The following is a 14882-nucleotide window of genomic DNA, read 5'->3' on the forward strand; positions in this document are numbered from 1 at the left end:
CGAGTTGGAAGTGCACGGACCCGACCACGGCCGACATTATGCTCCGGGCCGAGTTCCGCCGTGGAGACCGGACGCTGACCGCGTACGGCTCTTACGGCGGGGAAGGTACCCGGCGCATCCGGCTCATGCCCGACGATGAGGGTACCCGGACCTTCCGCACGACGAACAACACCCGATCCCTGGACGCGGTCACCGGTACCTTCCGGTAGGGCCCGGCGGGCTAGGACGACCACGGGCCGGTACACGTCCACACACAGAGTTCCACTTCCAGCACGCCGACGGCGCCCGCCATTTCCCCGTGGGCACCACCGCTTACGCGTGGACGCACCAGGGCGACGAGTTGGAGGAGCAGACCCTGCGGACTCTGGAGCGGAGCCCCTTCAACAGGGTCCGGACCTACGAGGGGGACTTCACGCTGCCCCTGCCCGGCCAGCCGTGCATCGCCGTCCTCCTTCGGGCACGGGAGAACTGACCGGCGCGGTGACAGGCCCGACTCTTCCGGTGAACCTGTCCCTTCGGCCGGATTCGAGGCTCTCGCGGCGCCGTGCAGGTCGGTGCCGCGTCCGCCTTGTTGGAGCTCGCGATCACCCGCATCCCGTCGATGTCCAGGGTCACCGAGCCACCGCCGGGAGGTGGCCACTGCGCCGTCGGGGGCTTCCCACTCACGGGCACTGTCTTCGGGGGATCCTGAGGCTTGCGGATACTCGTCGTCGCCGTCAACATCCAGGCCTTGGTCGAGGCCGTGGTCTTCCTGGAGAAGGCGGTAGTGGACCTCCCGGCCGCCCTGGAGGGCCTTCGCGGAGGCCTTCCCGGTTCGACCGTCCTGAGCCGCAAGATGGACAGCATGCTGAACCGGGAGTTCACTCCTGGTTTCCGTATCGACTTGTATCACAAGGGCCTGGGCATCGTCACCGACACAGCCCGTGACATCGGTGCGGTCCTCCCGACCGGCGCCCTGGTCACCCAACTCCTTGCATCGTGCCAGGCGCACAGGTATAGCGGCCTGGATCACTCGGCGCTGCTGCGGGGGCGAGCGGCTGTCCGGCACCAAGGCCGACGCGCCCCACCGATCCACCGGAACGCGGACAACGCATCCGCCGGGACGGTCCGTGTGGGGCCTGCTCCGAGCGAGGGCGTGCGATGGGATGGTTCTCACCTGCGGCGCTGAGTGGTTGAGAACCTCGCCGGTGTCGGCCGCACCGACGCCGACAGCAGCGGTGCTTTCCCCTGGTGGCCGTGGAGTGTGTCCGTCCGGGACATGCCGTGACAGGCGTCAGGAACCGCCATCACCGTGATAGCGGAAATCCGCGAAGCGGACAACGCCTTCCTCGGCGAAGATACCCGTGACGCGACCGGTGAAAGGCACCGCCGCCTCGACGGACCAGAAGCGGCCGTCGAGTTCGGCGAGCCGCGTCTCCGCGCCTGCGTCGTCCACGACCACGAGCCGGATACTGTCGCCGCCCCCGGCCCACGGTGTTCCGCCGGCCGGCGGCGGAAAATCCGTCTCGATCCGGAGAACGACCTCCCCGCTCCCCACCTCGACGCTCCACGAACGGTCGATCGACGGCATGGTGGCCCGCGCCGTGACCCGGGTACCGCCTCCGGGCGACACCCTCTCCGCGACGAGGGCGACGGTGAACCGCTCGTCGTATCGCAGGCCGAGACCGCCCCTGCCGTCGGAAGGGTCGATCCGGGTCTCGAAGCGGCTCTTCAGATGGCGCTGGCGCCGGCCGACGAAGTCGGGCCGGAACGTCTCCAGGCCACCGTGGACGGCTCGGATCGTCAGGTGTCCCGATCGTTCGCCGACCGTCGCCACCTCGGTGGGGGTGCGCCCCACCGCGAGCCAGCCAGGGTCCGCCAGGGCACCGGCGTCCGCGAAGTCGAAGTGTTCGTCCAGCGACTCCGGACGCGGGTTGAGCTCGACGGGAGCCGGCTGGGGCCAGCCGTCGACCCACTCCACGGGGGTGACGAACGTTTCCCGCCCGAGTGGGGTGAAGCCGCCAGCGGTCCGGGTCCCGAGGAGCACCAGTACGTCCCGTCCGTCCGGGCCGCGGACCAGGTCGGCATGTCCGGTGCGTTGGACCGGGCCGCTCGTGCCCGCGACACGCAGGAGGGGATTCCCCGGTGCGCCCTCAAACGGCCCCTCGATCGAAGGGCCCCGTGCCACGCTCACGGCATGGCCGTGCCCGGTGCCGCCCTCCGCGATGACCAGGTACCAGTGGCTGTCGCGGTGGTACAGGTGCGGGCCCTCGGGTGCGATCAGCCCGGTGCCGGACCAGAGGGAGCGCGGTTCCTCCAGGAGTTTCCCCGTCGCGAGATCCGCCCGGGCCTGGAGGATCCGGTCGTGGACCCAGGGCTCCGTGTCCGACATCTGCAGATTGCTGTAGGTGACGTACGCCGTACCGTCCTCGTCCCAGGCGAGATCCGGGTCGATACCGACGACGCCGTCGATCGAGACGCCGTCGCTCCAGGGACCGGTGGGGTCGTCCGCTGTGAACACGACGCAGCCGCGCGGACTGGACGTGATGGTGACGATGACGTGGAAACGGCCGTCGTGATGGCGCAGGGTCGGCGCCCAGACACCCGCTCCCGAGGGTGTTTCGGCGAGGCCGGCCTGTGCTTCGCGGGTGATGACGTTCCCGATGTGTTCCCAGGTGACGAAGTCGGTGCTGCGGTAGACCGGGAGGCCCGGCAGGTACTCGAACGACGAGGTGACCGCGTAGTAGGTGTCGTCGACGAGGACGCAGCTCGGGTCGGGATTGAAGCCCGGGATCAGGGGGTTGGGGAGTGCGGTGGACTCGTTCGGTGGTGTCATGCGTGGTGTCCCTCGATTCAGCAGTCGGCGGCGCGGTGGCGGTCATGGGGTTCGGTCTGCGGCGGCCCGGCCTTTCCACAGGTTGCTTCGCCGTGCTTCTCGTCGCCCGACGGCGCGTCGGGCCGCCCGCGGAGACCCGGCCGACGCTCGCAGACCAGAGCCGCGAGCACGGCGAGCCCGCACGCCATCACGACGGGGGCACGGGCGCCAAGGACCGAGATCAGCACTCCGCCGAGCGCGGATCCGAGCACGTTGCCGACGGCGAACATGCTGCCCATCCAGCCGAAGGCCTCGGCGGCTGAGCCGGCTGGTGCCCGCGCCGACAGCCGGGCGAAGAGCGCGGACATCACGGGAGCGACGGTCGTCCCCCAGAAGAAGAGAAGAACGGTCAGCACGCCGGGTCCGGGTGCCAGCGGAAGTACGGCGAGTCCTGCGGCCAGAAACAGCATCAGATGTCTGAGGCGGGCAGGGCGGCGGCTGCTCGCGCCGTGGACCAACCCGCCGACGAGGGACCCGAGACTGCCGACCGCGAGCACGAATCCCGACTCCGACGACGCGTGCCGCCCGCTGACCATGGCGACCACACCGATGACCTGCCCGGCGAGCGCCACGGTCAGCAGGACCCCGGTCACCAGCAGACGCAGGACACCCGGTGCCTGAAGCAGCCGGCCACTCGTGGAGCGGGCTTCGGGGGCACGGCCGGCTTCCACATTGCCGTCGTAGGTGTAGGCGAGGGTTCCGGCGAGCACGAACCCCGCGCACGCACCCATGGCGAGGCGCGGTCCGCCGAACACGGCGCACGTCGACACCATCACCGGCCCGGCGATGAAGATCACTTCCTGCGCGGTCGCTTCGAGTGCGAAGAAGGTCCGCCGCTGCTCGGGTCGGACGAGTGTCGGCAGCGCGGCTCGGACCGCCGCGGTCAGCGGAGGGGTGCACAGTCCGCTGAGCAGGGCCAGGGCGACCAGCAGCACGGGGCGCGGGGGCACGACGGTCAGCGCCCCCATGACCAGGGCGTAGAGCACGGCGGTGACCGCGAGTACCGGGCGCCGGCCATGGGTGTCGGCCAGCCTGCTGAGCAGCGGCCCGGCGACGAAGGTACCGATCACGGCGGCGGCCGAGACCACGCTGTACACCGCGTACGACGAGTGGCGGGTCGTGAGCATCATCAGCGCCAGCCCCGTCATGCCCTGGTGAAAGCGGCCGATGACCGAGGTGGCGAGCAGCCAGGAGACCGAGGGCGTGCGCAGCAGCTTTCGATAGGTGGTCCCGGACACGGTCACGTACCCGCGGCCCGGTTGGGGACAAGCCGGTCAGACATGCTCGGCCACTGCCTCGGAGAGGAAAGAACGCTGCGCACTCGCCAGCACCCGCTTCTCGCCGACGAGTTCGAAGGACCCCTTGACGCGTCGGTCGTCGGCGTCGAAGCCCAGGAAGAAGTCGACCTTCGCGGGTTCGACGGTGAACTCCCGTGCCAGGTCGGTGTATCCGAGTTGCGCAGCGGCGAGTTCAAACGTGACTCGGCGGACCTCTCCCGCCGCCAGCGCTACCCGGCAGAAGCCGGCCAACTGCTGGGCGGGCCGGGTGACTCCCGAGGTGTTGACCCGTACGTAGAGCTGGACGACGGTCGCGCCTCCGGACGCACCCGTGTTGGTGACGGTCGTAGCGATGCGGACCGACCCCTGGGTGCCGGTCTCGGGGTCGCAGGCGAGGTCGCCGAGGGTGAAGTCGGTGTAGCTCAGGCCGTGTCCGAACGTGTAGAGAGGCGTGCCCGGCATGTCCAGGTAGAGCTCGGAGGTACCCGGTGGGATCGGGTTGCGGTAGCCGGTGCCGGACTTCTGGTGGTGGTACACCGGGATCTGCCCGGTGTGCCGGGGGATGCTGTACGGCAGTCTGCCGCTCGGGTTGACGGCGCCGAAGAGGACCTCGGCGACCGCCTTCAGGCCGAACGGGCCGCCGTACGGCGCCACGACGATCGCCGCGGCGCCCCGGACCACCTCGGGCAGGGTGTAGGCGCGCCCCTGGAAGAGCACGACGACATACGGCTTTCCGGTGGCCGCGACCGCCTCGGCGAGCCGGGACTGCGCCTCGGGCAGGGCGATGTCGGCGCTGTCGCTGCCCTCGCCCTCGGTGCGTTCGCCGTTGAACCAGAGGCTCGCCCCGCCGAGCGCGAGGACGACCACGTCACTGCGCGCGGCGATGTCGGCGACGCGTTCTGCCGCGCTCTCGCCCAGTTCACGGGTGAGTGTGCTCCCTGGCTCGGTCAGCACGGTGCCGGCGAACTCGGCGATCTCCTCGTGCAGCGGGCGTGCCCCATAGCGCTCGCGGGCGAAGGTGTCGGAGTCTTCGGACGTGAAGATGGCCTTGTTCCAGGCGGTCTGGGGCGTCTCGCCGCCGACCATGTTCATGGCCTCGCCGAGATCGACGGCCTTGACCGCGTCCCGCCACGACGGATAGGCGTACGTCGGGAACTGCAGCCAGGCCGCGTCCGCGTGCGGCCCGATCACACCGACCGTCAGGCCCTGCCGGCCCAGCGGCAGGATGCCGTCGTTCTCGACGAGCACGACCGCACGACGGGCGAGTTCGGCGGAGAGCTCCCTGCCTTCCCCGGCGATCGCGGCCACGTCGATGTGCTCCTGCGGGTACGGGTTCTCGAACAGGCCGAGGTCGAACTTGGCGCGCAGCACCCGCCGCACGCAGGCATCGACCGCGCCCTCGTCGAGGCGGCCGGAGCGCACCTCGTCAACGAGGGCCTCGCCGTACGCGAACGGGACCGGCAGTTCGACGTCCAGGCCTGCGGCGATCGCCAGGCGCGCCGCCTCGCCGGGTGTGGTCGCGGCGCGCTGGCGAGTGACGACCTGCTTCACCGTGTCGTAGTCGGAGGAGACGAAGCCCTCGAAGCCGAGGGTGTCGCGCAGCAGGTCGGTGAGGACCTCCCGGGAGATACCGGCCGGGACGCCGTCGACATCGCCGTAGGAGTTCATCACGGACCTGAGGCCGGCGAGCTGGATGGCGGCTTCGAAGGGGTAGGCGAACAAATCGCGGGTGCGCCGGTCGCCGCCCTCGTAGGCGGAGAGGTTGACGCCTCCGGAGGCCATCCCGTAGCCGAGGAAGTGCTTGGCCGTGGCGATAACGCCGTCCCCCAGGCTCTCGCCCTGCAGTCCCAGCGTGTACGCGACGGAGAACGCCGCGCACAGGTAGGGGTCCTCGCCATAGGTCTCGTGTACCCGGCCCCAGCGCGGGTCCAGCGCGACGTCCATGACCGGGGAGAGTGCCTGGCCGTAGCCGAGGCGGCGCATCTGGCGACGGATCAGGTCGGCCATGTCGCGGACGAGCTCGGGGCTGAAGCCGGCAGCAAGGCCGATGGCGGTCGGGAACACCATGTGGCCGCCGACCATGAGGCCGTTGAGCGCCTCCTGGTGGATGAGCGCGGGGATACCGAGGCGGGTGCGCGTGACGTACTGGCGCTGGATCGCGCCCGTCATGCGGGCGATGTGGTTCGGGTCGTCGGCCGACAGCGCGGGGATGTGCCCTGGTGGTGCCTTCAGGATCTCCTCTGCTCCGGGGGCCTCGACGCCGTCGGCATCGATCAGTTTCCAGGGCCAAACGGCGGTGAGCTGGGCGCACTTCTCCTCAATGGTCATCTCCTCCAGGAGCAGCGCAACGCGGGTGTCGGCAGGCAGGCGGACGTCGCGGTGGCGGTGAGGCTGCGTTGTAGACATGGTCTGGCCCGTGCTCTCCGTCTGTAGGTCTGGGCGCGGTTCAGCGGACATGGCCGGCCAGGATCTCGGCGAACCGCTTCCGGAACGCGACGGCAGCCGGCGAGGGGAACTCGGGCGGCGCGACGGCGTGCGCGAGGCCGGACACCTCGTCGTCGAGACGACTGGCGCAGAGGACGGCGACCTGTTCCTCACCACCCGGGGCAATGCCTGTCTCGACAGCCGCGTCGACGATGGCGGTCCAGAGCTCCGGGTTGTCGAACAGGTCGCGCACCGTGGCCACGGGCCGTGCGCTGGTGCCCGCCGCGACTGGGTCGGGGATCTCGAAGACATGCTCGCCGTGGCCCACCGTCTCGGTCCCGTCGACGCCCGGCAGCCGGACGTGGGCCGTGGTTCCGACGGGTACGACGACGTTCACTCGCATCGTGCCGTCCACGCGTTCCCAGGCCACCTGGGCCTCCCCGTACGGGGTGAGGTGGCGGGCCGAGGCGGAGGTGAGCGCGGTGGGCGGTTCGGGGGCGATGGCGATCTCGCGGTAGCCGGGGGCGGCCGGGGCAAGCCCCGCGACCTTGCGGTGCAGCCAGTCGGCGACGGCGCCGAGCGCGTAGTGGTTGAACGAGGTCATCTCGCCCGAGTTGATGCTGCCGTCCGGCAGCATGCTGTCCCAGCGCTCCCAGATCGTGGTCGCCCCCATGGTCACCGGGTACAGCCAGGACGGACACGCGGTCTGCAGCAGCAGACGGTGAGCCACGTCGGCGTGTCCGGTGGAGGTGAGTGCGTCGGTCACCAGCGGGGTGCCGACGAAGCCGGTGGCGATGCGGAATCCGGACGTGCGGACGAGGTCGGCCAGGCGCCGGCCCGCCTCCTGCCGCTGTTCCTCTTCCGGCAGCAGGGCCCACTCGATCGCCAGGGCATACACGGTCTGGGCGTCGGAGTGGACCCGGCCCGCGGGGGTGACATAGGCGTGGGCGAAGGCCGCGCGGACCTCCGCAGCCAGGGAGCCGTAGCGCTCGGCGTCCTTGTCGAGGCCGAGCAGACGGGACGCCTCGGCGACGATCTCGGCCGAGCGGGCGAAGTGCGCGGTGGCGATCACGTCGGGGTCGGCCTTGGCCCGGGCCGGGTACTCGGGCGGGGCGGTCGGGTCCAGCCAGTCGCCGAACTGGAAGCTGCCCGTCCACAGTCGGTCGGGACCGGCGAGCTCGGCCAGCCGGTCGACCCAGCGGCGCATGCCGGGCAGCTGACGCCCGAGCAGGCCGCGGTCGGCGTAGCGCTGGTAGAGGACCCAGGGCACCATGGTCACGGCGTCGCCCCAGGCCGCCGCGGTCGGGGACGAGGTCCGCAGCACGTCCGGCACGACGAACGGCACCGCGCCGTCCGGCTCCTGCTCGGCGGCGAGGTCGGCGAGCCAGGAGTCGAGGAAGCCGGCGGAGTCGAACAGGAAGGACGCGGTCGGCGCGAAGACCTGGATGTCGCCGGTCCAGCCGAGGCGTTCATCGCGCTGCGGGCAGTCGGTGGGCACCTCGACGAAGTTGCCGCGCATCGACCACACCACGTTCACGTGGAACCGGTTGAGCAGTTCGTGCGAGGAGTCGAACCATCCGGTCCGGGTCAGGTCGGATCCGATCACGACCAGTTCGACGTCCTTGGCAGCCAGGTCCGGAACGCCGGTGACCTCCGCGTACCGGAAACCGTGGAAGGTCAGGGTGGGTTCGAGGACCTCCTCGCCGGTGCCCGCGACGAGGTAGCTGTCCCTCGCCTCGGCCGAGCGCAGCGGGCGGGTGCCCAGCTCGTCGTCCTCCAGGACCTCGGCGTGGCGGACGACCACCTCGGTGCCGGGCGCGAGGTCGCGCACGCGCAGCCGTACCCAGCCGACCGCGACCTGGCCGAAGTCGACGAGAGTCCGGCCGGACGGTGCGGTCCACACCCGCTCGGCCGGCACAACCGAGGTCTGCCTGACGGGTGGGCTCGACGGAGCGACGAGGACGGAGAGGTCGGTGTCGACGGCCTCGGTCGTGCCCGTCGCCGCCGTCCCCGCGGCGCCGCGCCTGCGCAGGTCGGTGCGCTGGCCGTCGTACAGGTCGTCGGCGAGGATCTCGCTCTCGCGGGCGGTCCAGGTGCCGTCCGAGGCGAGCCGGTGCACGGTGCCGTCGGCGGTGGTGACCTCCAGCTGGGCGAGCACCGCCAAGCGGTCGCCGTAGAAGGCCCGCGCGTGGTGGAAGCCGACCCGGCCGCGGTACCAGCCGTTGCCGAGGAGGACGTCCAGTTCGTTGCGGCCGGCGCGGACCAGGTCGGTGACGTCGTACGTCTGGTAGGCGAGCCGGTGCTGGTAGGAGGTCCAGCCGGGGGTCAGGTGGAGGTCTCCGACCCGGTGCCCGTTGAGCGTGGCGACGTAGAGGCCGTGGGCGGTGACGTAGAGGCGGGCGCGGACGACTCGGCCGGGGACGTCGAGGGTGCCGGTGAGGAGCGGTGCGGGCTGGTGGGGGCCACCGATACCGACGGGGGCGGTGAAGGCCGCGCTCCAGTCGGCGGGATCGAGCAAGCCCGCCTCCACGACGGCCTGTTCACTCCACGCGCTCCAGTCCTCGCCGTGCTCGCCCTTGTGCGCGACCCGTACGCGTACCGCGGCCGACTCGCGGGAAGCGAGCGGTGCGGCCGGCCAGGGGACGAGGACCTGGTCGACGCCGTCCCCGCGGTGGCGCTCGGCGGCGCCGCCGTCCCGGACGATCTCGATCTCGTAGGCGGTCTGCTCGTATCCCGCGTCGGCGTACGGGACCAGCCAGCTGAGCCGGGGTCGTGGGGTGTCCACGCCGAGCAGTGCGGCGCCCGCCGGGTGGTGCTCGAAGCGGGGGATGCCGGGGGCTGCTGCCACGACCATGCGAGTCTCCAGGTTCTCAAGGACTTGGTGACCGGTCCGGGCCGGCCGCAACAGGGGCGTGTAACGTTCTACACCCTGAGAAGGTTAAGAACCCATGTCAACCTGCGTCAAGACTCCGGCACCCCTCAGGAGCCGGCCGGGGCCATGGCCGTGTTCCGGTTCACCACGCGGGGCACGATGACGTAGTGGACGGACTTGCCGCGCCCCTCGATGCGCTCCAGGAGCAGCCGGGTACTGACCGAGCCGGTGAGTTCGCCGGACTGGTCGACCGTGGTCAGCGAGACGCGGCTGATGCGGGCGGCGAGGATGTCGTCGTAGCCGACGACCGTCAGGTCCTCCGGCACGGCGAGCCCCTTCTCCTCCGCGGCCCGCAGCACCCCGAGGGCGGCGATGTCGGCGCCGGCGAAGATCGCGGTCGGGGGCTGCCGCCGCGCCAGCAACTCGGTCGCCGCGTCGTACCCGCCGGCCTCCGTGTACGAGGTGACGACGACGTCCGGCTCCAGGCCATGGCGCCGCATGGCCTCCTCGTAGCCGCGCCGACGGGCGGTGTGCGAGAGCACGTACGGCTCCTGGAAGGGACCGTCGGGCATGCCGGTGTGGGCGATATGGCGGTGGCCGAGTTCCACGAGGCGGTCCACCATGAGCGCGGCGCCCAGCCGGTCGTCGTTGGTCACGGTGTCCATGTGGTCGGGCGCTCCGTGCAGGGCGACCGCCACGGTCGGGATGCGGGCGGCGAGCTGCTCCAGCCAGTCCATCTCCACCCAGGGCGCGAGCAGGATGAGGCCGTCGACCTGACGGTCCACGAGCGCTTCCACACAGTGGCGCTGACGAGCCGTCTCGGCTCCGCCGATCGCGATGATCTCCTGGAAGGGGCCCGCGCGCAGGGTGGAACTAATGGCCTGGGCGACCTCGGTCTGGAACGGTGAGGACAGGTCGGTCAGCACGATGCCCACGGTGAAGGACTTGCCCCGCATGGCCCGGGCTCCGGCATGCGGCCGGTAGCCGAGGCGCTCGATCACGGCGGTGACCTTGTGGCGCATCTCGGGGCTGATGCCGTACGCGTCGCGCAGGACTTTGGACACGGCCGAGACCGAGACGCCTGCTTCCCGCGCCACGTCCTTGATGGTGGCGCGGGGCTGGGTCTGCTTGCGTCTCGGATGCGCGTCAGTCATGCGGGGCATCCTATTTCAGCCCGTCGGCGGACCGTGGGCGGTGATCAGCGGGTCAGCGGACCACCACGCGCACCCGCGCCAGGTTGTCGGTCCGGGCGAACGGCGTCGACGCGTCCCCCTCGCGCTGGGCCCGGGCCCGCACGGTGACGATGTGCGTGCCGGGCGCGCCGAACGCGTGGATCCGCTCGGCCGCCGCCCGGCCCCCCGTCTGTCTGACGGGGAAGGCCTCCTCGCCTCCGAAGTCCCACTGGAGCGCGACCAGCTGTCCCGCGCCCCGGGGGACCTCCGCCTCGGCGCGCAGCAGCACTTCCTCACCCACCGCGGTCTCGGCGTACGCACCACCATTGACGGTGAGGCGCACCACGGGCTGCACCCCGCCGCGTTCGCCGGCGGTGGCCGGCACACGGATCTGCCCGTCCTCGACGGTGTAGCGGGTGGACGCCGGCGGCGCCTCGTCCTTCTCGACCCAGGCGGCGAGGTCGCGCAGCGCGTGGTGCAGGGCGCCGAGGTAGGAGACGGTGCGGGTGGGGTGCTCCTGCCGTTCCTCGTCGCCGTGCAGGGCGGCCTCCACGTACCAGAGCCGGAAGCGGTCGGTCTCGGTGTCGCCCAGGTGTGCGCGGACCTTGCCGCGGTACCAGTCGGCCTGCCAGGGGAACGCCTCCCGGTCGCCGAGGCAGGCGACGACGATCATCTTGCCCCCGATCCGGCCGCTCTGCACCGTACCGGCCGCGGCCTGCGCGAACAACGGACCTATGATCATGGGCCGTTGGGGAGGGATCGGGTTTCCGTGCGCGTCCCGGAACTGGTCCCACACCGTGAAGTCCGCCGACGGCACCTGATGGCGGTGGTAGGTTTGCGCGGCGAGGAAGCCGCTGTTGTCGAGGTCGATCGCGTCGCCGGGGAGGATGCCGCGCAGGCTGTGGCCGCGGTCCTGGATGTCGAGGGTCACCAGGTCGCCGCGGACGTGCTTGACGCTGAACCGTTCGTCGGCCGCGGCGCCGGTGGCCACCGCCAGTTCCGCGCCCTCGCAGTCGATCGGGGCGGGCGCCGTGAGACGTACGGCGGTGACGGCCCGCTGATCGGCCGCCCCCGCGAAGGAGTTGTCGACACCCCTACGCGCCGACACGGTGTCGCCCGCGTAGAGCGCTTCCGCCACCTCGGCCCGCAGCCGCAGCCGGTCCCGGTGCACGGACGAGTCGGGGTCCGCGCCCAGATACCCGGGCACGGTCCAGAAGTCCGTGAAGTAGCCGGGGTCCGCCTGCTTGACATGCGGGTAGAGGACGGCGAAGGCCTGGGTGCCCATGGTGCGGTGCCCGTACCAGGACGCGAGGGGGAAACCCATCCGGGTCACTTCCCGCAGCGCGTCCGCCTCCTCCTGTGTCAGATCCGCGTACGGGTCACCGCTGCCGCCCGGTTCGAGCGCGTCGACGATGCCGTCGAGGCGGTCGCGCAGCACGCGTTGGGCGTGCATGCGCACACTGAACACGTTGGGGATGGCCATGGGGCTGCCGATCACGTACGGCACGAAGCCGTCCCAGACGCCCTCGGTGTTCTCCGCGGCCCCGATGGTGCGGAACCCGCCGCCGCTGCCGCCGTACGCGTAGCCGTACGGGCGGTGCCCCGGGGCACCGGCATGACCGGCACGACCGGCACGACCGGCATCGCCGTACTGGTCGTGGCCCTTGTCGTAGACCCGTCGCGCGACTTCCCGCGAGTAGGCCGCGGCCGCCGCGTTCGCCCGGTACGCGGCGATGGTCGGGTCGGTGTCGGAGCCGGGTTCGCCGTACTGGTCGCCGCCGCCGTTCGTCTCGACGAAGTAGGCGCCGCTCGCGGCGGCGAAGGAGATGCGGTCCTCCTGGCCGCGTGCCGTCCGCGCCAGGTGCTCGCTCTCCGGGACAGGAGTGATGTGCTGGAAGAAGCGGCCCTCATACTGCCCGGCCGGCGGGAAGTAGAAGGAGAAGCGGGTGGCATGGTTGTCGAAGCCGCCGTGGATGTAGCGGTGCGGCACGGGTTCGGTGCGCCATTCGTCGATGTCGGTGTACGGCCGGCCGAAGTCTCCGTTGTCCACTGCTGTCTTCTCCGTGTTTCCCTGGGTCGTTCACTTTCCGGTTCAGCGCGGCGCGCTGGTCACAGGCCCACGCCCGGGTCGTCCAGGAGGGCGCGTATCTGCATGACGTTCTCTCCGCTCAGGCGCCGGATTCCGTCACCGAGCAGGGGGCCGATCCGGAGGGCCGGGTCGACGATGCGCATGGCGCCGAGTCCGCCCCACAGGGCGATGACCTGACGGGCCACCGTCCGTGGGTCGAGGCCGGGATGCGCGAGTCCGGCCCGCTGCCGGTTGCTGATGATCCGAGCGTGCACGGTGACGGCCCGCTCGTGCAGTTCACGGAAGTACTCCGCCGCGGGATGCCCCTCGGTGGCCGCCCGCCCGCGCATCATCTCCGTCAGGCGCTGCCGACGCGGCTGGGCGTCCATGGCAGCGTCGACATGCTGGGAGAGTTCCTCCAGGTCGAGGCCGAAGTCCTCGGCGTCCGGGTCGATCCCGGTGGCCGCGAGGTCGTCGGCCCGGCGCAGCGCGGCGATCAGCAACTGGTCCTTGGAGGGGAAGTGGTAGAGCACGGTCGCTTCGGGTGTGCCCGAACGGCTGGCCACGAGCGCCGTGGTGACACCTTCGTGCCCCACCTCGTCGACCAGTTCCAGGACGGCCGAGGCGATCTCCTCCCGCCGCCTGCGCGAGCGGGCGTACGGACCGCGCTTGTTCGTCGTCTGTGTCCCCGCCGGTGGCGGTGTCTGCTGCGTCGGCGTCATCCGGTCACGCTATCGGGGAGGTCACGGCGCCCAGGCCGCCGCAGACCGTTCGGCGCATGCCTCATCGCACGCCCTTCAGCCGGGCCGTGACCGGGACGGCGAGGAACGAGGCGACGACCGCGATGACGAGGAGCACGGTGTACGCGCCACCCGCCGCGCCGAGGATCACCGAGCCGAGTACCGGGGCGAAGGTCTGCGGCAGGGTGTTGGCGGTGTTGATGAGGCTCAGGTCGCGGGCGGCGTCCTGCACGTCCGGCAGGACGTCGGCGGCGAGCGCGGCGTCGACGCCCATGAACGCGCCGAAGGAGAGCGAGACCACGGCCCAGGCGATCGTGAACTGCCCCTGCGTGCCGGTGAACACCGCCAGGGCGAAGCCGACGGCGCAGCCCACCCCGCCGAAATATACGAAGGGCCTGCGCCCGAAGCGGTCCGAGAGCGTGCCGGAGACGACAAGGCCGACCACGGTGAACAGCCCCGCACTCGCGGTGATCGTGGCCACCGCCGTGGCCGCGTCGTCGAGCCCGAGTCCGAAGCGGTCCTGCAGGAGGTACAGCATCCGGGTCTGGATGAGCTGGTAGGCGAGCGTCACGAGGAACCGGCCGAGCCACGTCCAGCGCAGGTTCGGCACCCGGAAGACGGTGAGCAGCCCGCGCCACACCGACGGGCCGGGCTCCCGGGCTGCCGTGGCCGCCGCGGCCGCGCCCCTGCTGGGGTGGTCGGGTGCGACCACCACGAACAGCACGGCGCCGGTCAGCACGAACGCGGCGAGAACCAGGAAGCCGGACGCCGGGTGATGCACGTACATCGCGCCGAGGAAGCCAGCGCCTATCGCGGCGGAGCTCGTGACCAGCGCGGAGACGGCGGACAGCAGGCCGCGCCGGTGCAACGGGACGCGCTCGGCGATGACCGGGCCGAGCGCGGCCTGGAGCGCGGCGACACAGGCCTGCACGAGGCACCAGACGACCAGGATCGACCAGGGCCCGGTGGCCAGGCCGAGCAGGGTCATCGCCGCGGCGACTCCGAGGGCGCCGCCGAGGACCCACGGTGCGCGGCGGCCGAGGCGGCTGCGGGTCCGGTCGGAGAGGATTCCGGTGGCCATGCTCACGAAGAGGGCGACCACGGCCGCTGCCGAGGTGACGACGCCGTACCAGCTCTCCTTGCCCGACTCCCCCGCGCTGTCGGCGATGATCGTCGGCAGGAGCACACTGCCCATCGCGTTGATGAGGACGAAAGTGCCCAGGTTGGCGCCGGTGAGACCGATCCCGTTGCGGACGAGGCCGACCCTCGGGGACGGCACCCCGATGTCCTCCCTGTCGGGAGCGGGCGCCAGGAGCGACGCTTTCACGGTGACCTCCTTGTCACGCCGTGAAGACCGGCGAGCGACACCGGCGAAACTCAGCGAAGTTCGAGCATCATATGGATTTGGCGCATCACTTTGAAGATCCCGAGCGAAATAATTGGGTCCAAAATCAAGTGCCACTCAATATTTGAGG

10 protein-coding genes and 1 pseudogene are annotated in these 14882 nt (G+C 71.1%); 3 read left to right on the forward strand and 8 right to left on the reverse strand.

Annotation, left to right across the window (positions count from 1 at the left end; translation table 11 throughout):
* Nucleotides 1–38: 38 nt before the first annotated feature.
* From AB0D85_RS49235 to AB0D85_RS49245, 3 genes and pseudogenes are all read left to right on the forward strand, one after another.
* The gene (locus AB0D85_RS49235; protein ID WP_362337187.1) at nucleotides 39–209 is read left to right on the forward strand and encodes a DUF5060 domain-containing protein; all 171 of its coding nucleotides are present in this window, start codon (nucleotides 39–41) and stop codon (nucleotides 207–209) included.
* An 89-nt stretch (nucleotides 210–298) separates the two neighbouring features.
* Nucleotides 299–472 (forward strand): hypothetical protein, encoded by a 174-nt coding sequence (locus AB0D85_RS49240; RefSeq protein ID WP_362337190.1) that lies wholly within the window; start codon nucleotides 299–301, stop codon nucleotides 470–472.
* Between the two features lie 231 nt (nucleotides 473–703).
* Nucleotides 704–1024, forward strand: a pseudogene (locus AB0D85_RS49245) (NAD-binding protein); the annotation flags it as partial.
* 249 nt (nucleotides 1025–1273) lie between these two features.
* Here AB0D85_RS49245 and AB0D85_RS49250 read toward each other — a convergent pair.
* The 8 genes from AB0D85_RS49250 to AB0D85_RS49285 all read right to left on the reverse strand — a co-directional run bounded on the left by AB0D85_RS49250 (nucleotide 1274) and on the right by AB0D85_RS49285 (nucleotide 14734).
* Nucleotides 1274–2815, reverse strand: coding sequence for a family 43 glycosylhydrolase (locus AB0D85_RS49250; protein ID WP_362337193.1), 1542 nt, complete (start codon nucleotides 2813–2815; stop codon nucleotides 1274–1276).
* Nucleotides 2816–2832: 17 nt separating this feature from the next.
* Nucleotides 2833–4092, reverse strand: a complete 1260-nt coding sequence (locus AB0D85_RS49255; RefSeq protein WP_362337196.1) for an MFS transporter — start codon at nucleotides 4090–4092, stop codon at nucleotides 2833–2835.
* Between the two features lie 36 nt (nucleotides 4093–4128).
* Nucleotides 4129–6537: a glycoside hydrolase family 3 N-terminal domain-containing protein gene (locus AB0D85_RS49260; protein ID WP_362337199.1), complete on the reverse strand. Its 2409-nt coding sequence runs from the start codon at nucleotides 6535–6537 to the stop codon at nucleotides 4129–4131.
* 40 nt (nucleotides 6538–6577) lie between these two features.
* On the reverse strand, nucleotides 6578–9409 hold the full coding sequence (locus tag AB0D85_RS49265) for a family 78 glycoside hydrolase catalytic domain (RefSeq protein ID WP_362337202.1): 2832 nt from the start codon (nucleotides 9407–9409) through the stop codon (nucleotides 6578–6580).
* Nucleotides 9410–9534: 125 nt separating this feature from the next.
* Nucleotides 9535–10581, reverse strand: a complete 1047-nt coding sequence (locus AB0D85_RS49270) for a LacI family DNA-binding transcriptional regulator (protein WP_362337205.1) — start codon at nucleotides 10579–10581, stop codon at nucleotides 9535–9537.
* A gap of 52 nt (nucleotides 10582–10633) precedes the next feature.
* The gene (locus tag AB0D85_RS49275; RefSeq protein WP_362337208.1) at nucleotides 10634–12649 is read right to left on the reverse strand and encodes a Tat pathway signal sequence domain protein; all 2016 of its coding nucleotides are present in this window, start codon (nucleotides 12647–12649) and stop codon (nucleotides 10634–10636) included.
* Nucleotides 12650–12708: 59 nt separating this feature from the next.
* The gene (locus AB0D85_RS49280; RefSeq protein ID WP_362337211.1) at nucleotides 12709–13389 is read right to left on the reverse strand and encodes a TetR/AcrR family transcriptional regulator; all 681 of its coding nucleotides are present in this window, start codon (nucleotides 13387–13389) and stop codon (nucleotides 12709–12711) included.
* A 61-nt stretch (nucleotides 13390–13450) separates the two neighbouring features.
* Nucleotides 13451–14734, reverse strand: a complete 1284-nt coding sequence (locus tag AB0D85_RS49285) for an MFS transporter (protein WP_362337214.1) — start codon at nucleotides 14732–14734, stop codon at nucleotides 13451–13453.
* Between the last annotated feature and the right edge of the window lie 148 nt (nucleotides 14735–14882).

It is taken from the genome of Streptomyces sp. NPDC048277 (assembly GCF_040652235.1).
GTDB lineage: Bacteria > Actinomycetota > Actinomycetes > Streptomycetales > Streptomycetaceae > Streptomyces.

Coding starts and splice junctions, on each gene's coding strand:
- AB0D85_RS49235 (WP_362337187.1), top strand. CDS start 39: ATGCTCCGGGCCGAGTTCCGCCGTGGAGACCGGACGCTGACCGCGTAC.
- AB0D85_RS49280 (WP_362337211.1), bottom strand. CDS start 13,389: ATGACGCCGACGCAGCAGACACCGCCACCGGCGGGGACACAGACGACG.
- AB0D85_RS49260 (WP_362337199.1), bottom strand. CDS start 6,537: ATGTCTACAACGCAGCCTCACCGCCACCGCGACGTCCGCCTGCCTGCC.
- AB0D85_RS49250 (WP_362337193.1), bottom strand. CDS start 2,815: ATGACACCACCGAACGAGTCCACCGCACTCCCCAACCCCCTGATCCCG.
- AB0D85_RS49270 (WP_362337205.1), bottom strand. CDS start 10,581: ATGACTGACGCGCATCCGAGACGCAAGCAGACCCAGCCCCGCGCCACC.
- AB0D85_RS49265 (WP_362337202.1), bottom strand. CDS start 9,409: ATGGTCGTGGCAGCAGCCCCCGGCATCCCCCGCTTCGAGCACCACCCG.